At 44.5% G+C, this 21,050-nt stretch carries 17 protein-coding genes; 11 read left to right on the plus strand and 6 right to left on the minus strand.

What is annotated here, in order from left to right:
* Positions 1-45: 45 nt before the first annotated feature.
* On the minus strand, positions 46-894 hold the full coding sequence (locus AB9H30_RS03580) for a DUF6279 family lipoprotein (RefSeq protein WP_371193273.1): 849 nt from the start codon (positions 892-894) through the stop codon (positions 46-48).
* A gap of 67 nt (positions 895-961) precedes the next feature.
* On the opposite strand from AB9H30_RS03580, the gene AB9H30_RS03585 reads away from it, so the two are divergent.
* Positions 962-1,957, plus strand: a complete 996-nt coding sequence (locus AB9H30_RS03585; protein WP_371193274.1) for an ATP-dependent 6-phosphofructokinase — start codon at positions 962-964, stop codon at positions 1,955-1,957.
* 97 nt (positions 1,958-2,054) lie between these two features.
* On the opposite strand, the gene AB9H30_RS03590 is transcribed toward AB9H30_RS03585, so the two are convergent.
* On the minus strand, positions 2,055-2,516 hold the full coding sequence (locus AB9H30_RS03590; RefSeq protein ID WP_371193275.1) for a DUF962 domain-containing protein: 462 nt from the start codon (positions 2,514-2,516) through the stop codon (positions 2,055-2,057).
* A gap of 145 nt (positions 2,517-2,661) precedes the next feature.
* On the opposite strand from AB9H30_RS03590, the gene AB9H30_RS03595 reads away from it, so the two are divergent.
* The 3 genes from AB9H30_RS03595 (at position 2,662) to AB9H30_RS03605 (ending at position 7,711) form a co-directional block, all read left to right on the plus strand.
* The gene (locus AB9H30_RS03595) at positions 2,662-4,470 is read left to right on the plus strand and encodes a M61 family metallopeptidase (RefSeq protein WP_371193276.1); all 1,809 of its coding nucleotides are present in this window, start codon (positions 2,662-2,664) and stop codon (positions 4,468-4,470) included.
* A gap of 142 nt (positions 4,471-4,612) precedes the next feature.
* Positions 4,613-6,079: a decarboxylating NADP(+)-dependent phosphogluconate dehydrogenase gene (gene gnd / locus AB9H30_RS03600; RefSeq protein WP_371193277.1), complete on the plus strand. Its 1,467-nt coding sequence runs from the start codon at positions 4,613-4,615 to the stop codon at positions 6,077-6,079.
* A gap of 201 nt (positions 6,080-6,280) precedes the next feature.
* Positions 6,281-7,711, plus strand: a complete 1,431-nt coding sequence (locus AB9H30_RS03605) for an MFS transporter (RefSeq protein WP_371193278.1) — start codon at positions 6,281-6,283, stop codon at positions 7,709-7,711.
* A gap of 66 nt (positions 7,712-7,777) precedes the next feature.
* On the opposite strand, the gene AB9H30_RS03610 is transcribed toward AB9H30_RS03605, so the two are convergent.
* Genes AB9H30_RS03610 through yejK form a run of 3 tightly spaced genes read right to left on the minus strand, consistent with a single transcriptional unit; the run spans position 7,778 to position 10,513 of the window.
* Positions 7,778-8,572, minus strand: coding sequence for a M23 family metallopeptidase (locus tag AB9H30_RS03610; RefSeq protein ID WP_371193476.1), 795 nt, complete (start codon positions 8,570-8,572; stop codon positions 7,778-7,780).
* A gap of 46 nt (positions 8,573-8,618) precedes the next feature.
* The gene (locus AB9H30_RS03615; RefSeq protein ID WP_371193279.1) at positions 8,619-9,488 is read right to left on the minus strand and encodes a 6-carboxytetrahydropterin synthase; all 870 of its coding nucleotides are present in this window, start codon (positions 9,486-9,488) and stop codon (positions 8,619-8,621) included.
* Positions 9,485-10,513, minus strand: a complete 1,029-nt coding sequence (gene yejK, locus AB9H30_RS03620) for a nucleoid-associated protein YejK (protein ID WP_371193280.1) — start codon at positions 10,511-10,513, stop codon at positions 9,485-9,487. The genes AB9H30_RS03615 and yejK overlap by 4 nt, the downstream gene beginning before the upstream one ends.
* A 178-nt stretch (positions 10,514-10,691) precedes the next feature.
* Here yejK and AB9H30_RS03625 point away from each other — a divergent pair, with 178 nt between their 5' ends.
* The 7 genes from AB9H30_RS03625 to AB9H30_RS03655 all read left to right on the plus strand — a co-directional run bounded on the left by AB9H30_RS03625 (position 10,692) and on the right by AB9H30_RS03655 (position 19,582).
* Positions 10,692-10,916, plus strand: coding sequence for a DUF1414 domain-containing protein (locus AB9H30_RS03625; protein ID WP_371193281.1), 225 nt, complete (start codon positions 10,692-10,694; stop codon positions 10,914-10,916).
* Between the two features lie 34 nt (positions 10,917-10,950).
* On the plus strand, positions 10,951-12,450 hold the full coding sequence (locus AB9H30_RS03630) for a DUF3413 domain-containing protein (protein ID WP_371193282.1): 1,500 nt from the start codon (positions 10,951-10,953) through the stop codon (positions 12,448-12,450).
* A 192-nt stretch (positions 12,451-12,642) separates the two neighbouring features.
* A complete protein-coding gene (locus AB9H30_RS03635) occupies positions 12,643-13,452 on the plus strand; it encodes an alpha/beta fold hydrolase (RefSeq protein WP_371193283.1) in 810 nt (269 codons plus the stop codon).
* Positions 13,453-13,622: 170 nt separating this feature from the next.
* Positions 13,623-14,735: a cystathionine gamma-lyase gene (locus AB9H30_RS03640; protein ID WP_371193284.1), complete on the plus strand. Its 1,113-nt coding sequence runs from the start codon at positions 13,623-13,625 to the stop codon at positions 14,733-14,735.
* Positions 14,736-14,750: 15 nt separating this feature from the next.
* The gene (locus AB9H30_RS03645; RefSeq protein ID WP_371193285.1) at positions 14,751-16,280 is read left to right on the plus strand and encodes an acyl-CoA carboxylase subunit beta; all 1,530 of its coding nucleotides are present in this window, start codon (positions 14,751-14,753) and stop codon (positions 16,278-16,280) included.
* Positions 16,281-16,465: 185 nt separating this feature from the next.
* On the plus strand, positions 16,466-17,332 hold the full coding sequence (locus AB9H30_RS03650; protein WP_371193286.1) for a transglutaminase domain-containing protein: 867 nt from the start codon (positions 16,466-16,468) through the stop codon (positions 17,330-17,332).
* Between the two features lie 18 nt (positions 17,333-17,350).
* Positions 17,351-19,582, plus strand: coding sequence for a transglutaminase family protein (locus AB9H30_RS03655; RefSeq protein WP_371193287.1), 2,232 nt, complete (start codon positions 17,351-17,353; stop codon positions 19,580-19,582).
* A 160-nt stretch (positions 19,583-19,742) separates the two neighbouring features.
* Here the strand turns inward: AB9H30_RS03655 and AB9H30_RS03660 are convergent, their stop codons facing one another.
* A complete protein-coding gene (locus AB9H30_RS03660; RefSeq protein ID WP_371193288.1) occupies positions 19,743-21,041 on the minus strand; it encodes a cystathionine gamma-synthase family protein in 1,299 nt (432 codons plus the stop codon).
* Between the last annotated feature and the right edge of the window lie 9 nt (positions 21,042-21,050).

The following is a 21,050-nucleotide window of genomic DNA, read 5'->3' on the forward strand; positions in this document are numbered from 1 at the left end:
AAGGCTCAGCCCAAGATGCTCCATACTCACTTCGTCCTTACTCGCTTAGTCTCTACTCGATAGTTCAACAACATCATCGCGCAGGTCGTTTATCTCTTTAATTAAATGCGCACGCTGTTTTTCGGTACTTAAACTAAATATCGTGAGCAAATATTCTTTGGTAGCACGCTCATTGTGCGCACTCGTGGCCAGCATTTGCTCACTTCTAAATTGCTCAGGGTTGATTAGCAGAGCCGTCATTTCATTTTTGAACACTTCATCACGCTCTGGCGCGGCAAACTGAAGGCGCAATGCTTGTTGGTAATCTCGCTTATACTTTACCCAATTCTCCGAATTTGATTGCATGTTGCCATAACTATTTTCAATGTAGCTTTTTTGTTCGTCACTTAGCCTTCCTAACCAATTTTTTAGATTGTCGAAATTACGATCAACCCAGCGGTCTTTGCGCTTATCGTCACTCAAAGCTAAGCGCTCTAAACGCTCTTCTTCGTCTTTAACGTTTTCCTTCTCGAGCGCCGCAAAAAAATAAGTTATTTGTTCTTCGTCCATCGTCGCTGCAATGTCCGCTATCCCTGGTGAGATATGTTCTCGCAGTCGCTCCCAATGGTCGCGAGCTTTTTCTTGATGGTAGCCCATCCGATCGACGCTAATATTTTGCTGCGCTATATCATTAGCTAATTCCTCTAAATGCGCTTGATACTTTGGTAATTCAGTTTCGACATGCCATTGCTGCCACTGAGCAATATACTGGTCAAACTGCTGCTCTTGAGCATTAGTCATTTCAATATAATCATCAACGTACCAGTAAACTAGCCAGTCTAAATTCTTATAAGCAAATTTAGTCGAACAGCCTGCCAACAAAAATACCGCGACTAAAACGATAATTTTTTTCATGCAGTTGTTTTCCTTTGATTTGAATTTGTTATGCTAGATACGACAGTAAGGGCAAAAAAGGTTCCCTATGAGCGTAAAGAAAATTGCAGTACTAACTTCTGGTGGCGACGCTCCAGGCATGAATGCATGCATCAGAGCGGTCTATTTGGCCGCCAGAAATGAAGGCATTGATGTCGTTGGATACCAACACGGATACAACGGACTATTAAAGCAAGATTATGTTGCCTTTGAACATAAAGATATTCGTAACTTAATACAGCGAGGCGGCACTGTTTTATATAGCGCTCGCTGCGAGAAGTTTAAGCAGGCTGAGCATCGCCTCAAGGCGGTAAAGCATCTCAATGAAGCAGAAGTAGACGGTCTTATAGTAATTGGCGGCAACGGCTCATTTAAAGGCGCTGAATTACTTCAAGCTGAGTGGGATAAACCCGTGGTGGGGGTACCTGGCACCATCGACAATGATATCGCCGGCACCGATTATACGATTGGGTATCACACTGCTATCCAAACGGCTGTAGAAAGTATCGACAAGGTCAGAGACACCGCTGATGCGTTTGAACGTATATTTATCGTCGATGTTATGGGAAGAGATGCAGGCTTCATTGCTTTAAACTCAGCAATTGCAGGGGGTGCCGACCATGTGATCCTGCCCGAGACATTTGATTCGGCGGCAGGCGAGCTTGTGCGCATTTTAGACAAACTTGATCAACGTCGAAAAAACCACGCCAACAGCAGTCACATTATTGTCATCACCGAAAATCTTTGGCCTGGCGGTCTTAATATTCTATGCGATTCTTTGCAGACTGAAACCGGAGTAGACACACGCATACTGACCCTAGGTCACGTGCAGAGGGGCGGCTCTCCGGTATGGCAAGATCGCATCTTGGCTAGTAAGCTTGGTACTTTTGCGGTGGAAATGGTCATCAACGATGAGCGTGGACGCATGGCTGGGATCCGCCATCGTTATCCTGAATCGGTACCCTTAGAAAACAGCAGAGAAAACCTCAAACCTCTAAATCATTATTCGCTGAGTATGCTTGAAAAAATTGCATTGCTAGGATAATGAGCCTTTGCCGCTCTAGTTATTTAAGCAAATAAACCAAGGCATAAAAAAGGTCGCATTTTGCGCGACCTTATTTAAACAATTCTTTTTGAGCATCCTAGTACTGGATATTCATACGTTTTAGCCAGTGAACCCACCACCATGCGGGGCCTACCAATAAAAAGCGAAGGTCTTCAAAGAATGAGGGCTTTTTACCCTCGATTTTATGACCCACAAATTGCAATATCCACATCACCACAAATAGCGCCAAGCAAAATTGCCACACGTTAATATCGAGCATCAACAGCAGCTTCACTCCACCAAATGATATGATTGTTAGCAAGGTCATCGCAGCGCCAATGGGGCCCGATAATTTAAAATAATAATACAGCGTTGGAACCGCTAAAATATGCGCAAATGTAATTTTATATTGGGCTAAAAACTCTGGAATAGGAATAGACCAAAGTAAACCGATGGTAACAAAATAGATTGCCGGCACAGCAATAGCATGGATCCATATATTCGTTTTATTTTGATGACTCTCACCATAGTGGTTCATCAGCCTTTCGATCTCGCGCATACATCACTCTTAAAGTTGATTTGTTAACAGCTTATTACACGAAAGTTTACAACGACTATGCAAATCCGACAAGGTTAACCTTGCTACCATAAGCTTTATTCCTTAGCATTGCGCACATAATTTTAACTATCCAGTACTCCGACCTATGACCCCAGCATCGATTAGCTATCAAGTAACACCCGCCAACCTCAGCGAACATATATTCGAAGTAAAGATGAATATCACGCTTGCCGAAGAGAGTGCGCTGACGTCATTAAGCTTGACCTTGCCGGCTTGGATACCCGGTAGCTACATGATTCGAGACTTTGCCCGCAACATCGTGCAAATTGAGTGCGACAGTGACGAGCAAGTATTAGAAAAACTCGACAAGCAATCCTGGCAAGTGTCCAGTAAAAACGGCAGTCCAATCACGGAATGCGAGATCATGTATCGTGTATTTGCTTTTGACTTATCGGTTAGAAGTGCCTACATCAATCATGAATACGCTTTCTTTAACGGTACCAGCGCACTCTTAAATGTAGTCGGTTACGACGCCCTTCCCCACTATTTACAAATATTACCAGGACCAAAAACCGCGAATTGGGATATTGTTACAGCGATGCCCATAGCCAAACATACGCATCATTTATTAAAGCCAGACCAAACGGTCTATCGCAGTGAAAACTATGCAGAGTTGATCGACCATCCGGTATTACTTGGGCAATTATCAAAAGCTAGCTTTGAGGTCGACGGGGTCGTATTTCATGTGGTATTTACTGGCCCTCAAACCATGGATTTGCCAAGAATATGTGAGGACCTGAAACCCATCTGCCGCCACCATATTGCGCTGTTTGGTGAATGTCCGGTAGACGAATATTGGTTTATGACACTGCTCTGCGACAAAGGCTTTGGTGGTTTGGAGCATAAGTCTTCCACCGTGCTGCAGTTCTCACGATTTGACTTACCCATGCTGGGCGACCCTGAACAAAAAAGCGATAATTACCAACAGTTTTTAAGTTTATGCTCCCATGAGCTTTTTCATACTTGGCACGTCAAGCGCATTAAACCAAGAGTGATGGTCAATCCAGATTTAAGACAAGAAACCTACACTCCACAGCTTTGGATCTATGAGGGTTTCACGTCTCTTTATGACGACCTCACCCTTGCGCGCACCGGCATTATTTCAGCAAGTGAATACTGCCGAATATTAGGTGAGAGTTTTACACGCCTCATGCGCAACCCCGGGCGCCATCTGCAAAGTATTGCCGACTCGAGTTTTGACGCGTGGACACGTTTTTACAAGCAGGACGCTAGCTCTGTCAATCATATCGTGAGCTATTATTTGAAAGGCTCGATTGTTGCGTTAGCGTTAGACATTACTATTCGTCAACAAACTCACGATAAGCATTCCTTAGACGACGTAATGAGACACTTATGGCAACAATACGGAAAAGACGAATCAGGCACTCTGGATGATGTAATTGGTGACATTTGCGAGCAACAGTTTGGCATCGACATCCGTAGCTTTTTGCACGTAGCCGTTGCATCTACAATGGATTTACCGCTGTCTTCCATGGTCAACAGTATTGGCCTTAAGATAAACATGCGCGCCTGTGAATCAAATGCTGACAAAGGCGGTAAACCAGCTTCCCATGTGCTCTCTAGAGATATTGGCGCAACTTTTGTCGAAGAAACGCTTGGCTTAAAAGTGGTACAAGTACTCAGTGGCGGCGCCGCTGCATTAAGCGGTGTTCAATTAAACGACATTATTGTTGCCTGCGGGCGTTATAAAACCAACATCACTCACTTTAGCCGCTGTTTAAATAACACACCGATTAATAGCACCATGGTCTTGCATATTTTGCGCGATAACCAATTGATTGAAGTCTTATTTGTTGCCCAAGAAGCCCAGCTCAACACCTGCTATCTAACCATTGAAGATGAATCAAAATTTACCCAATGGCTTAATACGTAAAAAAAATAGCAATTAGTAGTTGTCATACCCGAGGCTCAACCTACAATATAGGCATATTAAAATGAGCCTGCGCTTGAGTGTATCGTTGTGTACCCGGTAACACTTACGTTTTTTGGGTGAAATAAAACACATAAGGAACTTTATGAAAGCACAATCAGATATCGCGGTTGTTGGTTTAGCCGTTATGGGTGAAAACTTAATATTGAACATGGCCAGTAAAGGATTTACCGTCACTGCATTTAACCGCTCATTTGATAAAGTCGAACGTTTCTTAGCCGGCCGCGCCCAAGGTAAATCCATCCGCGGCGCAGACTCCATCGAAACCTTAGTCGCGTCATTAAGTTCACCTCGTAAAATAATGTTAATGGTCAAATCGGGCCAGCCGGTAGATGATTTTATCGCACAATTGTTACCACACTTAGACCAAGGCGATATTGTCATCGACGGCGGCAATAGTCAGTTTGAAGATTCGAACCGCCGAACTGCGGAGCTATCGGCGCTTGGCATATTATATGTAGGAACAGGTGTATCTGGCGGAGAAGAAGGAGCACTGCTTGGGCCATCTATTATGCCAGGCGGTAATCCTGAGGCGTGGCCACATGTTAAGCCTATATTTCAGGCTATCTCAGCTAAAGTAAAAGATGAAAACGGTGAACTTACTATTCCATGTTGTGACTGGGTAGGCGAAGCAGGCGCTGGTCACTTTGTAAAAATGGTTCACAATGGTATTGAATACGGTGATATGCAAATAATTTGTGAAGGTTATGTGTTGATGCGCGACCTTTTAGGCATGAATGCAGATGAAATACAGGCGGTATTTGCGCAATGGAAAGAAACCGAGCTATCGAGCTATCTCATCGATATCACCGCAGACATAATGGGCTATAAAGAAGACTCAGAGCCCTTGGTTGAAAAAATTCTGGATACCGCTGGACAAAAAGGCACAGGCAAGTGGACGGGTATTACCGCCTTGCATTTAGGTGTGCCGCTAACCCTAATTGGTGAAGCGGTTTTTGCCAGATGCTTGTCGGCCCTAAAACCGCAGCGTGTTATCGCTTCAAAAGCGATTGCTGGCCCAACGCCCAGCTTTACCGGAGACAGTGCAGTATTTTTAGAAGATCTCAAACAAGCCTTACTGGCGGCAAAAATGGTCTCGTATGCACAGGGCTTTGCACTTATTCAAGAAGCGGCAAGTGAGTATAAGTGGCATCTCGACTATGGTTCAATTGCGATGATGTGGCGCGAGGGCTGCATCATACGCTCGGTATTTTTAGACAATATTAAAGCAGCTTACGACAGCCATCCAGAACTCGACAACTTAATGCTTGATGACTACTTTAACGATATGCTCAGCAAGGCTCAAAGTGGTTGGCGCAAGGTGATAGCAGAAGCAACTTTAAATGGTGTTGCAATCCCCTGCATTTCGTCATCATTAAGTTATTTTGATGGCTATCGCACTGAAAATTTACCGGCTAATTTACTGCAAGCGCAGCGGGATTATTTTGGCGCTCATACTTACGAACGCAAAGACAAACCTAGAGGTGAGTTTTTTCACACCAATTGGACTGGTCGTGGTGGCGATACGTCGTCGAGCACCTACGACGTTTAACGCCGAACAAATCCAAGAAATCTTTACCAATCATGATAATGCGTAATACGCCCGAATGGATAAATGAGGGCGTGTCATCGTGTTTTTTGCCCAAATCATCTTATAAAAATAACATTCGAACGCAAAAGTGTTACAACTCACAGTTGTTAACAATAAATTTACAGTTTAAACACTTAACGCATATAAGTAGCTAATTCATCTATGTCACATTACGAAACTCAACTTAAAGATAAAGTCTCTTTTTCGCAAAAAACGGCCTATGGCACTGGTACCCTAGTACTTAACTTGCTTCCAGCCGCTCTGGGTATATTTGCCTTTTTCTTAATTACAGGCTTTGGGATGGACCCACTGCTTGCAGGGATTTTAGCGGGTATCCCCAGACTTTTTGATGCTATTACCGACCCAATTATGGGTTTCATTACTGACAATACGCGCAGCAAGTGGGGTAGAAGGCGCCCCTATATAGTTGTTGGGGCAATATTGAGCGGTGTGTTTTTTGCATTACTTTGGCAAATGGATCCTGAGGCTTCTCAAGCGTATAATTTTTGGTACTTTCTTGCATTTTCATTAGCATTTACGGTGGGTAACACGATGTTTGCCACCCCCTTTGTAGGCTTAGGTTACGAAATCACTTCTGACTACAATGAGCGTACAAGGCTGATGGCGTTTTCACAGTTTATGGGGCAGATTGCTTGGATGGTTGTACCGTGGTTTTGGGTATTAATTGCTAACCCGGACTTATTTACCACACAAGCAGAAGGAGTGCGCGAACTCTCCCTTTATGTCGCAGCTGTTTGTATCGTGCTTGGTATTATTCCTGGACTATTTTGTAAAGGAATCGACAGCGGCAACATTGAGAACACTCAAGAAATATCCTTTCGGACTTTAGCGCAAAATTTAATGAGTGTAATTGATGGTATTAAACAAGCATTTAATAACGTCGAATTTGTTAAGTTGTGTGGTGCGACGTTTTTAATCTTCAATGGTTTTCAGCTAGTGGCGTCGTTTGCTTACTTTATTATCGTTTTCCATATGTTTAATGGTGACTATGGCTTGACCGGAAGCTGGCCTGCGTGGTTTTCTACTGTAAGCGCAATTGTCACCGCATTTTTAGTCATCCCAATTGTTAGCTGGATGGCCAACAAATGGGGTAAACGAAATGCATTTATCCTATCTACTGGCATATCGATTATCGGGTATTGCTTAAAATGGTATGGCTTCAACCCCGAGAACCCGTGGATGCTATTTATGCCAATCCCCTTAATGGCATTTGGTATCGGTGGATTGTTTACCCTAATGCTGAGTATGACCGCAGATGTATGCGACCAAGACGAATTGAGAAATGGCATGCCCCGCAAAGAAGGGACATTTGGCGCTATATACTGGCTAATGGTAAAGCTTGGACAGGCGCTCGCTTTAGTCTTAGGGGGTGTTGTGTTAAAAGTGGTTGGATTTGATCCTGGTTTAGATACTCAGGCGGTAGAAACTATCACCTATTTGCGTATTGCCGACATTGCTATTCCAGCGATTACCGCCGCTTTAGCCATTTGGATAATGTGGACCTATGACCTAGATGAAGAAAGGGCTCGCGACATCAAAAAACAGCTTATCGAGACACGTGGCGAGATATAAACGACAGTACCAATGATAACAATAAAAAAGCTGATGTGGTTTTTTCCCATATCAGCTTTTTTTTGATTATTGAAGCAGTAAGGCTGGATCTAAGCGCTCTTTAAACCAATTAATACGCCAGTCTAAATGCGGTCCAGTCACACGTCCTGTGGCGCCAATTTCAGCTATTAGATCGCCTTTTTCTACTCGTTGACCCTGCGTGACATGTAGCTTGCTTAAATGAATAAACGTAGACGACACGCCAAAACCATGGTCTATGATCAGCGTGCCACCAGAGTAATACATATCATTATGAGCTAATGTCACCACACCGCCTACTGGGGCGATAACCGGCGTACCCACCACATTAGCCACGTCTAAACCAAAATGTGGTCTTCGAGCTTCTCCGTTAAACACCCTCTGAGAGCCATAAACGCCCGAAATTCGTCCCTCTGCTGGAATAATAAAATCGCCTAAAAAATCAGTAAGCTCTGAACGCGTGGCTCTAGCATTTGCAATTGCACGATTGTCTTGTCGAATACGCTCTAATACTGTTTCAGGAGGGCTTACATATTTTTGGGCGACTCCCTCAATACGATCGATATCATATTCCCTAGCTTTGACGGTAAGCGGCATTGCTTGTTTCGCGCCATCGCTTTGCCATTCGAGCACATGCTCAGCGCCCGCGTCTCTGCCAAAGCCAAAAACAAAGCTGCCGCTATCGCTTACCATTATTGGCGCACCGTTTAACCAGACTTTAACCTTTGCATCGGTTTTACCGCGGATCAAGCTGCCTTGGGTCATCTCGCCATTTAGCATCGGTGGTGTTTGGGCCAGCGCAACTGCACTCAACATCAGGGCAATGCAAAAGACCAACAGCAAAACCATGCGGCTTGATGAAGCTGCACCTAACGTTCTATTTATACTATTAATTTCCAATCATCGCTCCTTTGCCGACACCTTCAAATGCCCTAACCAAGAACGTAGACGGAGCCATGGTTTGCAGCTCATCTAACATATGTTGCGCTAAACATTCGACCGTTGAATCATATTCAATGATTTCGCATACGACTTTCGGAATGGCCATTTCAAATTCCCCTTGCGATGCTTCGTAGGCGAAGCAGAAGTGCGACTCATCACTTATATTTGCTTGGAGAGTCAGATCAGCTACGCTGACCAAATCTTCTTTGGTGCCGATGTAGATATCTGCCCACCGCTCAGCCCAATAGCGCTCATAGGTTTCGCTGCGCTCACCGTTTTCAAGCACAATTACCTTTGAGCGGTGACCATGAGCAATGCGTTGACAGTTGCCATCATGCTTTTTTAAACCGTGGGTGTAATGATAATACGGCGAGTCGATCACTTCTGCACGCAGCAAAATGTCAATACCTTGTACATTTTCAGGCAGGTGAGTTTTGATTACATCTTTTAAATAAGCGGTCACCGAGTTCATATTTACACTGGTGTCGTATACAAAAGCATAGGCTTCAGGCGGGCAAAGTAAATGAATAGACTGCTGATTACCAAAAATAAAGTCGACAGCAATACGTCCCTGAGTTTGATCATGAGCAATCGTGGCTTTGCTATAATCAGCGGGCACCACTAATTTATGGTCGACATATTCGTCAATCAGCTTTTTAAGCTGTTTTTTAACAATGCCAAAATCTTGCACCATGCTCTCTTCGTTCAACCCACCGTCGAGGATAATATCAACAATCCAGCTCTCCCCTACCATGCCGCGCTCTGGGCACAAGTAAGAAAAATCCATTACGGTTAAATCGTTTACAAATAACTTCATTCATCAGGCTCGCTGTTGACGGATTTAGTCAGTTGGTCTTTAAGGTTTGGTGGTATGCCTTTAATGGTAAGCACATCATTGTGCACGTCATAATGCACGCGCTCTCCCAGTAATTTTCTATCAAAGCTGACCGACACGCCATTGCCCGCACCTGAAAACTTTTTCATCGCCGTCATCATGCTGCGATCTGGCTGAAACTGGCTTTCTATCGGCTGTGGCAATGCTGCGTTATACGACGAGAAGCCGTATTCACTTGACCCCTGACGCGGCAGGACTCGGTCTAAATCAGTAATTTGAACTTCTTCACCAAGGTTGACCTTTTCTTTGTAATAATCGGCCAAGGCTTCGCGATGCTGTTGCTTTTCGGCTTTGTCTAATTGTTCGCTCGAGAGGTATTCATCAACCTCATGCAGCAGGCGTTTATTCTGCTGTTTGATGTCGACTTTTTCTTCACAACCAATGAACTGCATGAAAAAGTCGCCCACTTTTCGACCCATACGCCCCTTTAAAAAACTGATATAGCGATTTTGTTCGTTGTTCACATCAAATTGGGTTAAATCAATGCGCACTGCTATTTGCATTCTGGATAGATCTAAATGCTGACTCTGACTAATCTCCAAATGCTGATTTACTTCAACGTGCTCTTTTGTGTCGAGCATTGCTATCATCAAATAGTCGGTTGCAAGGTATTCATAGCGATTAAAAATAACAAAGCCAGTTTCTAACATCGCTTCATTAACAATGGTATCAAGCAGATGTTTACCCGCGATCAAGCTAAACTCTTGAAAATCAAGCGCACCGCTTATCATATCGGGCAACAAGTCTTTGACTGGATTTTCTTGAGTCTGTTCAAAGCCCCCTACACCTTTCCCTGGTTTTGTGTTGAAGGTACTATGCAGTTGCCCGCATAGACTGATGATTTCTGGCGTGACCTCAAAACAGCTGCCACGGGGCAAAAAATTAAGCTTACCGTCGTTGGTAAGCAGGATCCTGTGCACAACAAATTGCTGAACGTTTGCGCTCATAAAAATAAAAGAACCTTATGGTTAATAGTTGTCTGATATATAAGCCACTGGGCTAAAATTCAGTATCAATGCAACAAAAGTTGGTGTTCGCGCTATCTGCCTTTATACTTTAAGCTAATAGATGCGACGCTTTGCTCAATTGTACCGAGTTTTCACCTAAAAATCATAGGACAAATACATGCCAATTCAGTCTAAATATAGTAATGAAGAGTTTGAGGCACTGATGCAGGACATATTTGTGGCAATTGAGAAAAACAAAGCGACCAGAGATTTGTCTATAATGGCGCTAGGAAACGTATTGGCCACCGTGTTCACAAATCAGGTTAATCCAAATGATCGTGACGTAATGGTCGAACAGTTTTGTAAAATATTGAAAAAAAGCACGCAAACGACTAAAACATAAAATGACACTACATAATAAGAATAAATAAGCTGATATGATTTATACCGAGTCACCAAGACGCAAACAAATAACACAGCAAGTTGCATGGGGCCATTGGTTTGCGTTAGCCAATATTTTCATGGCCATCGCTATCTCTTCAATTTACTTATTTTCTGCACCTATTGCAGATACCCCTTTGAGTATCATTTACACTCTTACGACTTGGTTTGGGCATATCAGCTTCATTACTTTCTTAGTCTTTGTCCTGATTATTTTACCGCTTTGTTATCAAGTCACAAATATGCGAGTTTTGCGTGGTATCGCCTCGGTTGTGTCGGCGGTAGGTTTGGCCTTGCTGGCATTTGACGCGCTCATTTTTAACAACACAGGGTTTCATATTACTTTGAGCTCCGCGGCCTTGTTGCGCAGCGAGACACAAGTTCAGGTTAGCGCATTTAGCTGGCTTCAATGGTTTTACTTAGCCTTGCTCTTTATCATATGGTTAATGTTTCAACTTGTGATCGCCAATGCAATAAACAAGCGCATGCATCGACTTGGGCGTTTACGCATTGGCTCGTATTTTACCATTGCTTTTGTTATTTGCTTTATTTCGAGTCACGCTATTCATGTTTGGGCTGACGCCAAGCTCTACACACCGGTTCTCAAACAAGACAATATGTTTCCACTTAGCTACCCGGCTACAGCTAAAACGCTAATGGCTCGCTCTGGTTTGCTCGACTTGGCAGATAGACAGCAGCGAGAAGAGCTTCAGCTGCAAGGAGTTTCAAATCAGTTTATCTACCCGCCTAAGAATGTTTTTTGCAGCGTTAACAGCGATAAAAAAGTCGTTGTGCTCGCCAGCACCGACGCAATTGATTCGGCGCTTCTGCAAAACCTGACTGCAAATATTTTTCATTTAAATACGCAAAGTTCATCGGCTCGCTTTTTCAGTCAGTTACAATATGGTATCCCAGCAAATTTAATTGCACGGACCAGCGCAATGCCGGTTATGCTAGATTTACTGAACGCCTTTTCTGTACCTAATATTACCTACAGCATTGATGATGGCTCAGAACAAGACTGGGAGGCCTTTAGTGAAGCATTAACGAATGCGCCTACCGGACTTTATATTGGTTTGGTGAATGCCGAACAGATGCAAAGTATAGCCTTAGAATCCTTAAGTAACAGCGCAAGCATTATGGTCATTGCTCAAGCGCCACAAACCGATGTATACCGCTTGTACTCTAATTTCGTGGATAGTACGCAGGCCTCTACCAATGAGGATATTGCGCCAACGGTCGTGCGAGAATTTGAGTGTTTAGCTGATGTTTATCGATTCTCTACAGGTCAAGCACTGCAAGTACCAACACGAGACTGGTTGGTCAGTACCATGGGTGAAAATATCGTTTATTTCAAGGCGCCTTACCTAACCGAAGTAGCCAAAGACGGTAGTTATGAAGTGACCGATATTCGTGATCATTCTGAAGTCTTGATTGATATCGATATCAACATGTTAAGTCGCTCAATCAGGCATTTAGAAAACTTCAGCAAGTAGCTATCGAGGCTGAATATTGATAATAAATTGAATAGCAAAGTAACTCACTGATTAAAGATTGCAAAAGGTGCATAACGTTTAACGGTAAAAACCTTATAAAACATTCTGCTTATCCTGCTATTAATTGTGATAGACAACGCTTATTCTATGCCCAGTTTGGGCCCCAGTTAACTAGGCAGAAACCTTAAAACGATGAAAATACAAAAAGGTGAACTTCAACTCGGCAGGTTCTTAGTCCCATATCGCGTTTATGGAGAATCTAACAAGACCATTGTGTGCATTAGCGGCGCTAAGCAAACGATGGCGGCATGGCGAAGTTTTGTAAGCCATTTTGTAGCTGACTACTCGGTTGTTTTATTTGACCTTCCAGGCCAAGGCAGAGCGGTTATTCTAGAGGGATCGCCCGCTGCGTCTTTTCAAGAGCAACAAGATGTTTTGTTAGGGGTAATTCAGGCAACCAATAGAGATGAAAAAGTCGTCTTAGCAGCGGCGTCTTGGGGCACTATCGTGTCAGCGGCTATTGCAGCCAGCCATCCTAAATTAGTCGATAAAATGATTCTGGGTAGTTTTGGAGTCAAACCGAATCAAGAAATATTAAGCGTGATCCATCAAGGAAAAACTTTATACGATGAGGATCGTCTCGACCAAATAGCACCACTCATGATAAAGAGTTTTGGACAACAGATCCCCGATTCACAGAAACGACAAATAGTTGAGCAGTTCGGCAATATGGATCGAGAGCAGTTTATGAGTTTCTACGAACACTGCGTATTCGTGGAGCAATGTGACCATATAGAAGAATACATTGAACTATCTAAAATTGAGGCCAAGACCTTAATTATAAGTGGTGAACACGATGCGATTTTAGATCATCAAGGTATTCGTGATGCCGCCAAAAGAATCTCTGATTGTGTATATAAGCTTGTGCCAGGGGCTGGCCATTTTCTGCATTGGGAACAACCTGATATCTTGCATACATACCGGAAATTTTTAAGCACCTAAACCAAAGCATAGGCCAATTTGATTAACTTATCTGAGCATTGCACTCTGCTGCAATGCAGATTCGTATTAAATTGGGACATTTAATCGCCAAATAAAATCAACAATTTCTCGATTCCTAAAGCAGTGTGCTACTCTAAATCTCAATAATGAATTCCTCAAGAGAACACCTAATGCCGCACAAACCCTCTCTCGGATCCTTAACCGTCAATGCTGGTGCGCCAGCGCCAAAAAATGGTGAGGCTTTTCGCAAAGGGCCAGAGTTTGCCAGTACTTTTCATTTGTCGGGTGAGGTCGGTTCACAGAGCTATCAATATGGTCGATTCGGTCAGCCTACTTGGACTGCTTTAGAACAAGGTATAGCGACCTTAGAGGGTGGCGAAACCATTATCTTCCCTTCAGGCATGTCGGCGGCCGCTGCAATTTTAACTAGCTTAGTAAAGCCAGGCGACACTATCTTATTGCCGTCAGACGGCTACGCACCAGTCAGATATTACACTGAACAGTACTTGGTCAGATTTGGCGTGCATTTACGAACAGTCGCGACGGCTGATATCGATAGCTTTGATTTTGCTTCAATCGACATTGCTTTACTAGAAACACCGAGCAACCCAATGCTCGATACTTTTGATATTAGCGCTGCTGCAGATAAACTGCACAAACAAGGCGGGATACTTGCTATAGACAACACCACTCTCACCTTTTTAGGCCAGCAAGCATTAGCCTTAGGTGCAGATATTTCGATGTGCGCCGACACCAAAGCGGTCAATGGGCATAGTGATGTCGTATTTGGGCACGTAGCTACTCAAAATGCTCAACTGTGCAGTAAAATGCGAGACTGGCGAAAATATTCAGGCAATATTCCCGGACCAATGGAAACATGGTTAGTACATAGAAGTTTATCCACATTAGATGTAAGGCTTGAACGAATGTGTAATAACGCCTTGCTTTTAGCTGAGGCCTTAAGTTCTCATGCAAAAGTTAAAACGGTTCGCTATCCAGGGTTACCTTCAGACCCTTCTTACCTTGTCGCGCAAAGGCAGCAAAAATTGTTTGGATTTATTATCAGCTTTGAACTCGCCAGCAAAGAAGCCGCTGACAGATTTTTGCAAGCCTGTGAATTGGTTTACGAAGCAACAAGTTTTGGCGGTGTTCACAGCACAGCCGAACGCCGCGCAAGATGGGGCACCGATAAAATTGCCGACGGCGTAATTCGATTTAGTGTGGGCTGCGAGAGACCTGACGACCTGTTGAATGATGTAATGCATGCACTTGAGCAAGTTTAACTAGGAAGTATATTCATGACGAAAAAGGCCGACAAACCCAATTCCGAGTTAGGCACTAGACTAGCTAACACTGGCGATTTACACAGAGCTGAACAAGCCACAAAGCGCCATCAAAAAAGCTATAACACAGCTCGTGAAAACATCAGCAAACTGTGCGATGGCAATCCATTTAACGAATATGGGCAACTTGCAGTTGCGGCTCAAAGACAGCGTAAATCGTATGAAGATTTACAAACTGAAACGGCAGCCGATGGGGTTATTACAGGGGTTACTGCAATAAATACTAAGAGCATCGAGTTGTGCGAGGTAACATCGGGCTCGCACAATACGGCGCTGATCGTAAACGATTATTCGGTTATGGCCGGCACGCAAGGGTATTTTCATCATCTAAAAGTTGACCGTCTGTTGCACATCGCGGCCAAGAAAGGCTTGCCCGTTATTATGCTTACCGAAGGCGGCGGTGGACGCCCCGGCGATACCGACGTCACCACTATCAACTCAGGGCTGCAGTGCGCTACCTTTGCTCAGTGGGCAGGCCTCAGTGGAAAAGTGCCTCGCATCGCGTTAAACAATGGCTATTGTTTTGCAGGTAACGCTGCGCTGTTTGGTGTTGCTGACATTACTATCGCAACCAAAACATCGTCTATCGGTATGGCAGGGCCAGCAATGATTGAAGGCGGCGGCTTAGGTAAATTCGCTCCCGCAGAGATTGGCCCGATCGACATGCAGGCGCGCAATGGTGTCGTCGACATAGTTGTAGAGGACGAAAACGCAGGTATAGAACTAGCCAAAAAATGTTTAGGCTTCTTTCAGGGAGCAAGCAAAACATGGGCAGCCCCGGATACTAGCGTATTAAACAGCGTGTTACCCGAAGACAGACGCTATGTGTATGACGTCTACAAAATAATAAATGCAGTGGTCGACGTAAATTCATTTGTTGAGCTTGGAGCCGCATATGGCGGGGCCATCATCCAAGGTTTTGCAAGACTCGAAGGCAAACCCATTGGCCTCATAGCGAACAATTGTAAGGTGCTCGGTGGCGCAATCGATGTAGACGCCGCCAATAAAGTGAATCGCTTTATGAATTTATGTGAGCAATTTTGTATCCCAATCGTTTCACTGTGCGACACTCCGGGATTTATGGTTGGCCCCGAGCATGAAAAACGTGGCGCTGTGCGTCATCTGAGCCAATTATTTACTACAGGTGCTAATTTATCGATAGATTTTATCGCCGTAGTAATACGTAAATGTTATGGCTTAGGCGCTCAGGCGATGCTCTCAGGCAGCACATCTAAGCCAAGCTATATGCTTTCTTGGCCTCAAGGTGAATTTGGCCCTATGGGACTAGAGGGAGCAATAAAGCTTGGATTCAAAAAAGAACTGGCCGAACAAACTAACGATAAAAAACGTCAGGCGCTGTTCGACAAACTTTTGGCTCAGCAATACGAAAAAGGGAAAGCCATCGAAGTGGCGACGATGTTAGAGATTGACGCTGTTATTGAGCCGAGTGATACTCGGAGCACGATTATCGCTGCACTAGGGTAAACATGCTGAATGAGTGAGCATAAGCAAGACATCGACTTTGTTGAGAATGATTGTCTCTTCGAATCTTTTGACCCACTCCATAAACCCCTTGAACTGCGACTATTATCCGCAACTGATATGATCATTTTTGCTCCCATAAGTAAGCAAAGCCTTCTTTACGCTTCAAAACTGATTTACAATGCCCGATGAAATTAAAAATAGCTCACACCAATATCTATCGTTACATTCGTCCCGTCGAATTGACCAATCATCTCCTTATGCTAAGGCCTGTGGAGAGCCATGGACTGCAAATTCGCTCTGAAAAAATCGAAATAAGCCCTGCTCATAAACTGAGTTGGGAGCACGATGTATTTAATAATTCGGTGACACAAGTCAATTTTACCGAAAAAACCGATGAACTCATCATAAGCTCTGAATACATCGTCGAGCAGTTTACCCTGAATCCTTTTGATTTCTCACTTGAAGCATATACTAATATTCTTCCCTTTGACTACCGAGGCGATATCACCACTGATTTAGCGCCTTTTTTAATCAAACAATATCCTGAGCAACACAAGGCAATTGAAAAGTGGCTAGGCCCTTTTTTAGATGCGCAAAGCACAGCTAAAACACTGCCGTTTTTACTGGCATTAAATGAATATATTGCTGCCAACTTTGGCTATGGCCGCAGAGAAGAAGCAGGTGTGCAAAGCCCAGCTGAAACACTTTCTTTGGGTACCGGCTGTTGCCGAGATTTTGCATTATTGTTTATGGAGGCGGCCAGACATATGGGTTTAGCCGCACGATTTGTCAGTGGATACTTGTGTAGTTCAGAGCAAGAAGACACTGAGGTGGCGGCGAATGCAACCCACGCTTGGGCAGAGGTTTACCTTCCTGGGGCTGGCTGGAAAGGATTTGACCCAACTTGCGGCATTTTAGCCGCAGGCTTACACGTGCGTGTTGCAACCACGCGAAACCCCAACCAAGCTACCCCAATTCGGGGCAGTTATCTGGGTGATGCGTCATTGTTTAAAGACATGACTGTGATCATCAACGCTCAAGTCATCAACTAACTAAATGTGGATATCAAATTGAAAACTAATATCAGTGCCCAGGGGCGCTTGGCAGACGAAAAATTAGCCGCGCAAAATTTAATATTAACTCAGGGCGGCGAACCAACCTTCGTTCCACTCGATACTACTGCCCCTGAATGGAACCTAGCCGCTTTAGGCCCTGAAAAGTTAAAATATGCCCGACTATTAGCACAAGAACTTGCCACGACGCAATTCAAAGGCGCGGTGATATTGCAATCTTTCGGTAAGCACTATCCGGGTGAACCGCTGCCGCGTTGGCAAATTGGTATTTATAAATCGCGCACCGAGAAACCACTGTGGAACGATTTGAGTCGTTTACGCTTAGGTCAAGACTCTATCGAAGCTGGCGACCCAGCGATGCCCAAACAATTTATTGCTGAACTAGCTCATAGCTTAGGCCTGCACGACACAAGTCTGCCTGCCTATGAGGATCTGGAAGCCAAGCTTAAGTCGATTGGCTCGGATGAAACGACACATCTATTGCCTCGTTTTAGTCGTAAAAAACGCGCGTTTATTTCACGCCCACTTCCAGACGACATCGATGAAAAATGGCAATCTTATTTCCAGCCCGCCGGTTGGGTACTCCCACTCGACCACGATGGTGAGCAGTGGTCTACGGGGGAATGGATTCTGCCCGACGGTGATGATTTAACTCTTTTTCCGGGTGACAGCCCCGTGGGTCTCAGACTCCCTCTACATCGACTGCCAGACGATGCTATTCGCAGAGGCCTTTCTGTTGAGCTTAGAGACGAAGAGTTAATTGTTTTTTTACCGCCATTGCCAAGCTTTGCATGTTTTGCTGAACTGGTCAGGACTATTGAAACACTCGCTCACAAGCTTAAATTGCCGCCACTTCGCTTAGAGGGATATACCCCGCCTAATGAAGACGACCTTGAGTCTATGGCATTGACTTCAGATCCAGGAGTGCTTGAAGTGAATTTACCGCCAGCCGACAACTGGCCGGATTTTGAAAGAGTGATTGACGGGCTTTTCAAAAGCGCAGAATTAATTGGTATGCGTGCGCATAAATACCAACTCAGTGGGCGTAAGGTCAGCACTGGTGGTGGCGCACACATTGTTTTAGGTGGTCCAGACATCGCCAACAATCCGTTTATTGCACGCCCAAACTTACTGAGCAGTTTTTTGCGCTTTTTACAGCAGCACCCTGCTCTATCGTATGCATTTAGCGGATTGTTTATTGGCCCATCAAGTCAGGCACCACGCGTAGACGAAAGTGCCTTTGAATTGCCCTATGAGCTAGAAATTACGCTACGCGGCATTGAGAATATGTGGCTACCCGGTGATCCAGTAATGATCGATGCCTTGCTACGTAATCTTCTAATGGACTGGAATGGCAACACCCATCGCGCCGAGCTAAGTGTAGATAAATTCTATAATATTAATACTGGCAATGGCAGAAGTGGCTTAATTGAGTTCAGAGCTTTTGAAATGGTGCCTACCGCCGAGCCACTGTTGGCCGCAAACGTATTGTTAAGGGCCTTAACCGCCTGTTTTGCGGAACGTCCATTTACCTCGCCATTGATCGAATGGCGTGAAGCGCTGCACGACCAATATATGTTGCCTTACTTTTTACGCAAAGACCTAAGCACGGTCATTGCGTACCTTAATGAGCATGGATTTTCTTTCCAAGACGACGTATTTGATGAACAAATCGACTTTAGATTTCCATTTATTACCCAGTTTACTACCCCAATTGGCAGCAGCAATGTCAACTGGACACTACGTCACGCTATCGAGCCTTGGCCAGTAATGGGCGAGCATGAAGGCACCGGAAGAGTGGTAGACAGCACAACTGATCGCTTAGAACTACTTGCGCAAGGTGATTTGGGAACAGCTGGCTTAAGCGCGACAGTCAACGGTATCCGTGTGCCTTTGAAAAAGGTTAATGATAATACCTCTATTGCCGGCATTCGTTATCGCCTATTTGATAACCCTTGGGGGCTACAACCTCACATCAGGGCACATTCACCCCTACATATTGAAATCATCGATTCGGCGACAAACGCAGTTGTGCATGCTTTTGAATTTGTAAATTGGAAGCTTATAGGTCAAAAATATGATGGCATACCAAGCAACGATGAAGAAGCTAGAGAACGGGTGGCTGAACGATTAGTAAACAGACCAGATCGCATTGGCGCGCAAGCTGACATAGTTGAATTACATGCGTCAAAAGCATCACTCTATACCCTTGATCTGCGAACAATTTAGATAAACGTAGCACAACATAAATACGTATCAGCGGCATCTACATAAATACGTATCAGCGGCATCTACAAATTACCGATATTGTAGATGCCGTTTATGTTGTTTTTATCGCATCAACTTACTTAGCTGCATTAATTAAAAAACTAAAACACATCTTGTGCGGCTAATTTTTGCCAAAGGTTACACTAAACGCATGATCCAAATCGGCAATTAAGTCGTCTGGATGCTCTAAGCCAATTGACAGTCTAATCAATCCATCCGTTACGCCAAACTTATCGCGAAGCTCAGCTTGAACCCCAGAGTGAGTTGTACTGCCGGGATGACATACCAAGCTTTCGCTGCCGCCCAAACTCACCGCTGATTTAAAAATAGATAAACTGTTGATGAGCTTAAACGCCTCTAACTTTGAGATATTGAGCACAAAAGAAAACGTAGAGCTTGGGCCCGAACATTGACGCTTATAAACAGTTTGGTAAGCGGGTTCTTGAATAAAATCGGGGTGCAAAATTTCAGCCTCAATATAATCGTTTTCAGCAATCCACTTGGCGACTTTATAGCCGCTATCAGCCGAACGCTGCATACGAATACTCAGGGTTTCTAATGAGCGCGATATCATCCAACTGGTATGCGGGTCGAGATTCAGACCTAGCGCACCGCGAGTAGCACGCACTGGACGCAGCATGGCTCTGCTACCGCATACTGCTCCTGCCACTAAATCGCTGTGGCCACCCACATATTTGGTCAGCGAATACATCGCCATATCGATACCCTGCGGCACGGCCTGCTGAAAGACCGGTCCCATCAAGGTATTATCACACACGCTAATTGGGCGATGTCCTGTTTCTTGTTCAAGGGTATCTAATACGCGATTTAAGGCTTCAAAATCCACCAAAGAGTTAGTGGGATTTGCCGGTGATTCAACAAACACCATCGCTACCTTGCCTTTTTTACTCGCTTCGCGAAGTGAAGCAAGCATCTCGGCCTCGTCTAAGCCATCATGAAATTCTGCGGTGTGGATATTAAACTCAGGTAAAAACTTACGGATTAAGGTTTCAGTGCCGCCATAAAGTGGCGCGCTTTGCACAATCACATCGCCGGGGCGCAAATACGCTAGCATAATCGCGCTAATTGCACCCATGCCGCTTGAACAAACCACTGAAGACTCGGAGCCTTCAAAAAGCGACAAGCGGTCTTCAACAATTTCGACATTAGGATGATTAAAACGGCTATATATCAAGCCGCCAACACTACCTTCTGGGGCCGGCTTGCGACCCGCCATTATATGAAAGGACTCTTCACCCTCTTCTGGTGTTTGGTAAGCAAAGGTAGAGGTCAAAAATACAGGAGGTTTTACCGAGCCTTCAGAAAACTGTGGATCATAACCGTATGACATCATCATCGTTTCAGGCTTCAGTGCATGCTCGCCGATTTTGCGTTTCTTATAATTTGCGTCGTTCGCCATGAGGTAATG

Source organism: Glaciecola sp. SC05 (assembly GCF_041380235.1).
GTDB lineage: Bacteria > Pseudomonadota > Gammaproteobacteria > Enterobacterales > Alteromonadaceae > Glaciecola.

Bases quoted from the DNA above. Each gene is read 5' to 3' on its own strand.
- AB9H30_RS03645 (WP_371193285.1), top strand. From the start codon at position 14,751: ATGACGAAAAAGGCCGACAAACCCAATTCCGAGTTAGGCACTAGACTA.
- yejK (WP_371193280.1), bottom strand. From the start codon at position 10,513: ATGAGCGCAAACGTTCAGCAATTTGTTGTGCACAGGATCCTGCTTACC.
- AB9H30_RS03590 (WP_371193275.1), bottom strand. From the start codon at position 2,516: ATGCGCGAGATCGAAAGGCTGATGAACCACTATGGTGAGAGTCATCAA.
- gnd (WP_371193277.1), top strand. From the start codon at position 4,613: ATGAAAGCACAATCAGATATCGCGGTTGTTGGTTTAGCCGTTATGGGT.
- AB9H30_RS03650 (WP_371193286.1), top strand. From the start codon at position 16,466: ATGAAATTAAAAATAGCTCACACCAATATCTATCGTTACATTCGTCCC.
- AB9H30_RS03605 (WP_371193278.1), top strand. From the start codon at position 6,281: ATGTCACATTACGAAACTCAACTTAAAGATAAAGTCTCTTTTTCGCAA.
- AB9H30_RS03580 (WP_371193273.1), bottom strand. From the start codon at position 894: ATGAAAAAAATTATCGTTTTAGTCGCGGTATTTTTGTTGGCAGGCTGT.
- AB9H30_RS03660 (WP_371193288.1), bottom strand. From the start codon at position 21,041: ATGGCGAACGACGCAAATTATAAGAAACGCAAAATCGGCGAGCATGCA.
- AB9H30_RS03640 (WP_371193284.1), top strand. From the start codon at position 13,623: ATGCCGCACAAACCCTCTCTCGGATCCTTAACCGTCAATGCTGGTGCG.
- AB9H30_RS03630 (WP_371193282.1), top strand. From the start codon at position 10,951: ATGATTTATACCGAGTCACCAAGACGCAAACAAATAACACAGCAAGTT.
- AB9H30_RS03615 (WP_371193279.1), bottom strand. From the start codon at position 9,488: ATGAAGTTATTTGTAAACGATTTAACCGTAATGGATTTTTCTTACTTG.
- AB9H30_RS03585 (WP_371193274.1), top strand. From the start codon at position 962: ATGAGCGTAAAGAAAATTGCAGTACTAACTTCTGGTGGCGACGCTCCA.
- AB9H30_RS03595 (WP_371193276.1), top strand. From the start codon at position 2,662: ATGACCCCAGCATCGATTAGCTATCAAGTAACACCCGCCAACCTCAGC.
- AB9H30_RS03625 (WP_371193281.1), top strand. From the start codon at position 10,692: ATGCCAATTCAGTCTAAATATAGTAATGAAGAGTTTGAGGCACTGATG.
- AB9H30_RS03635 (WP_371193283.1), top strand. From the start codon at position 12,643: ATGAAAATACAAAAAGGTGAACTTCAACTCGGCAGGTTCTTAGTCCCA.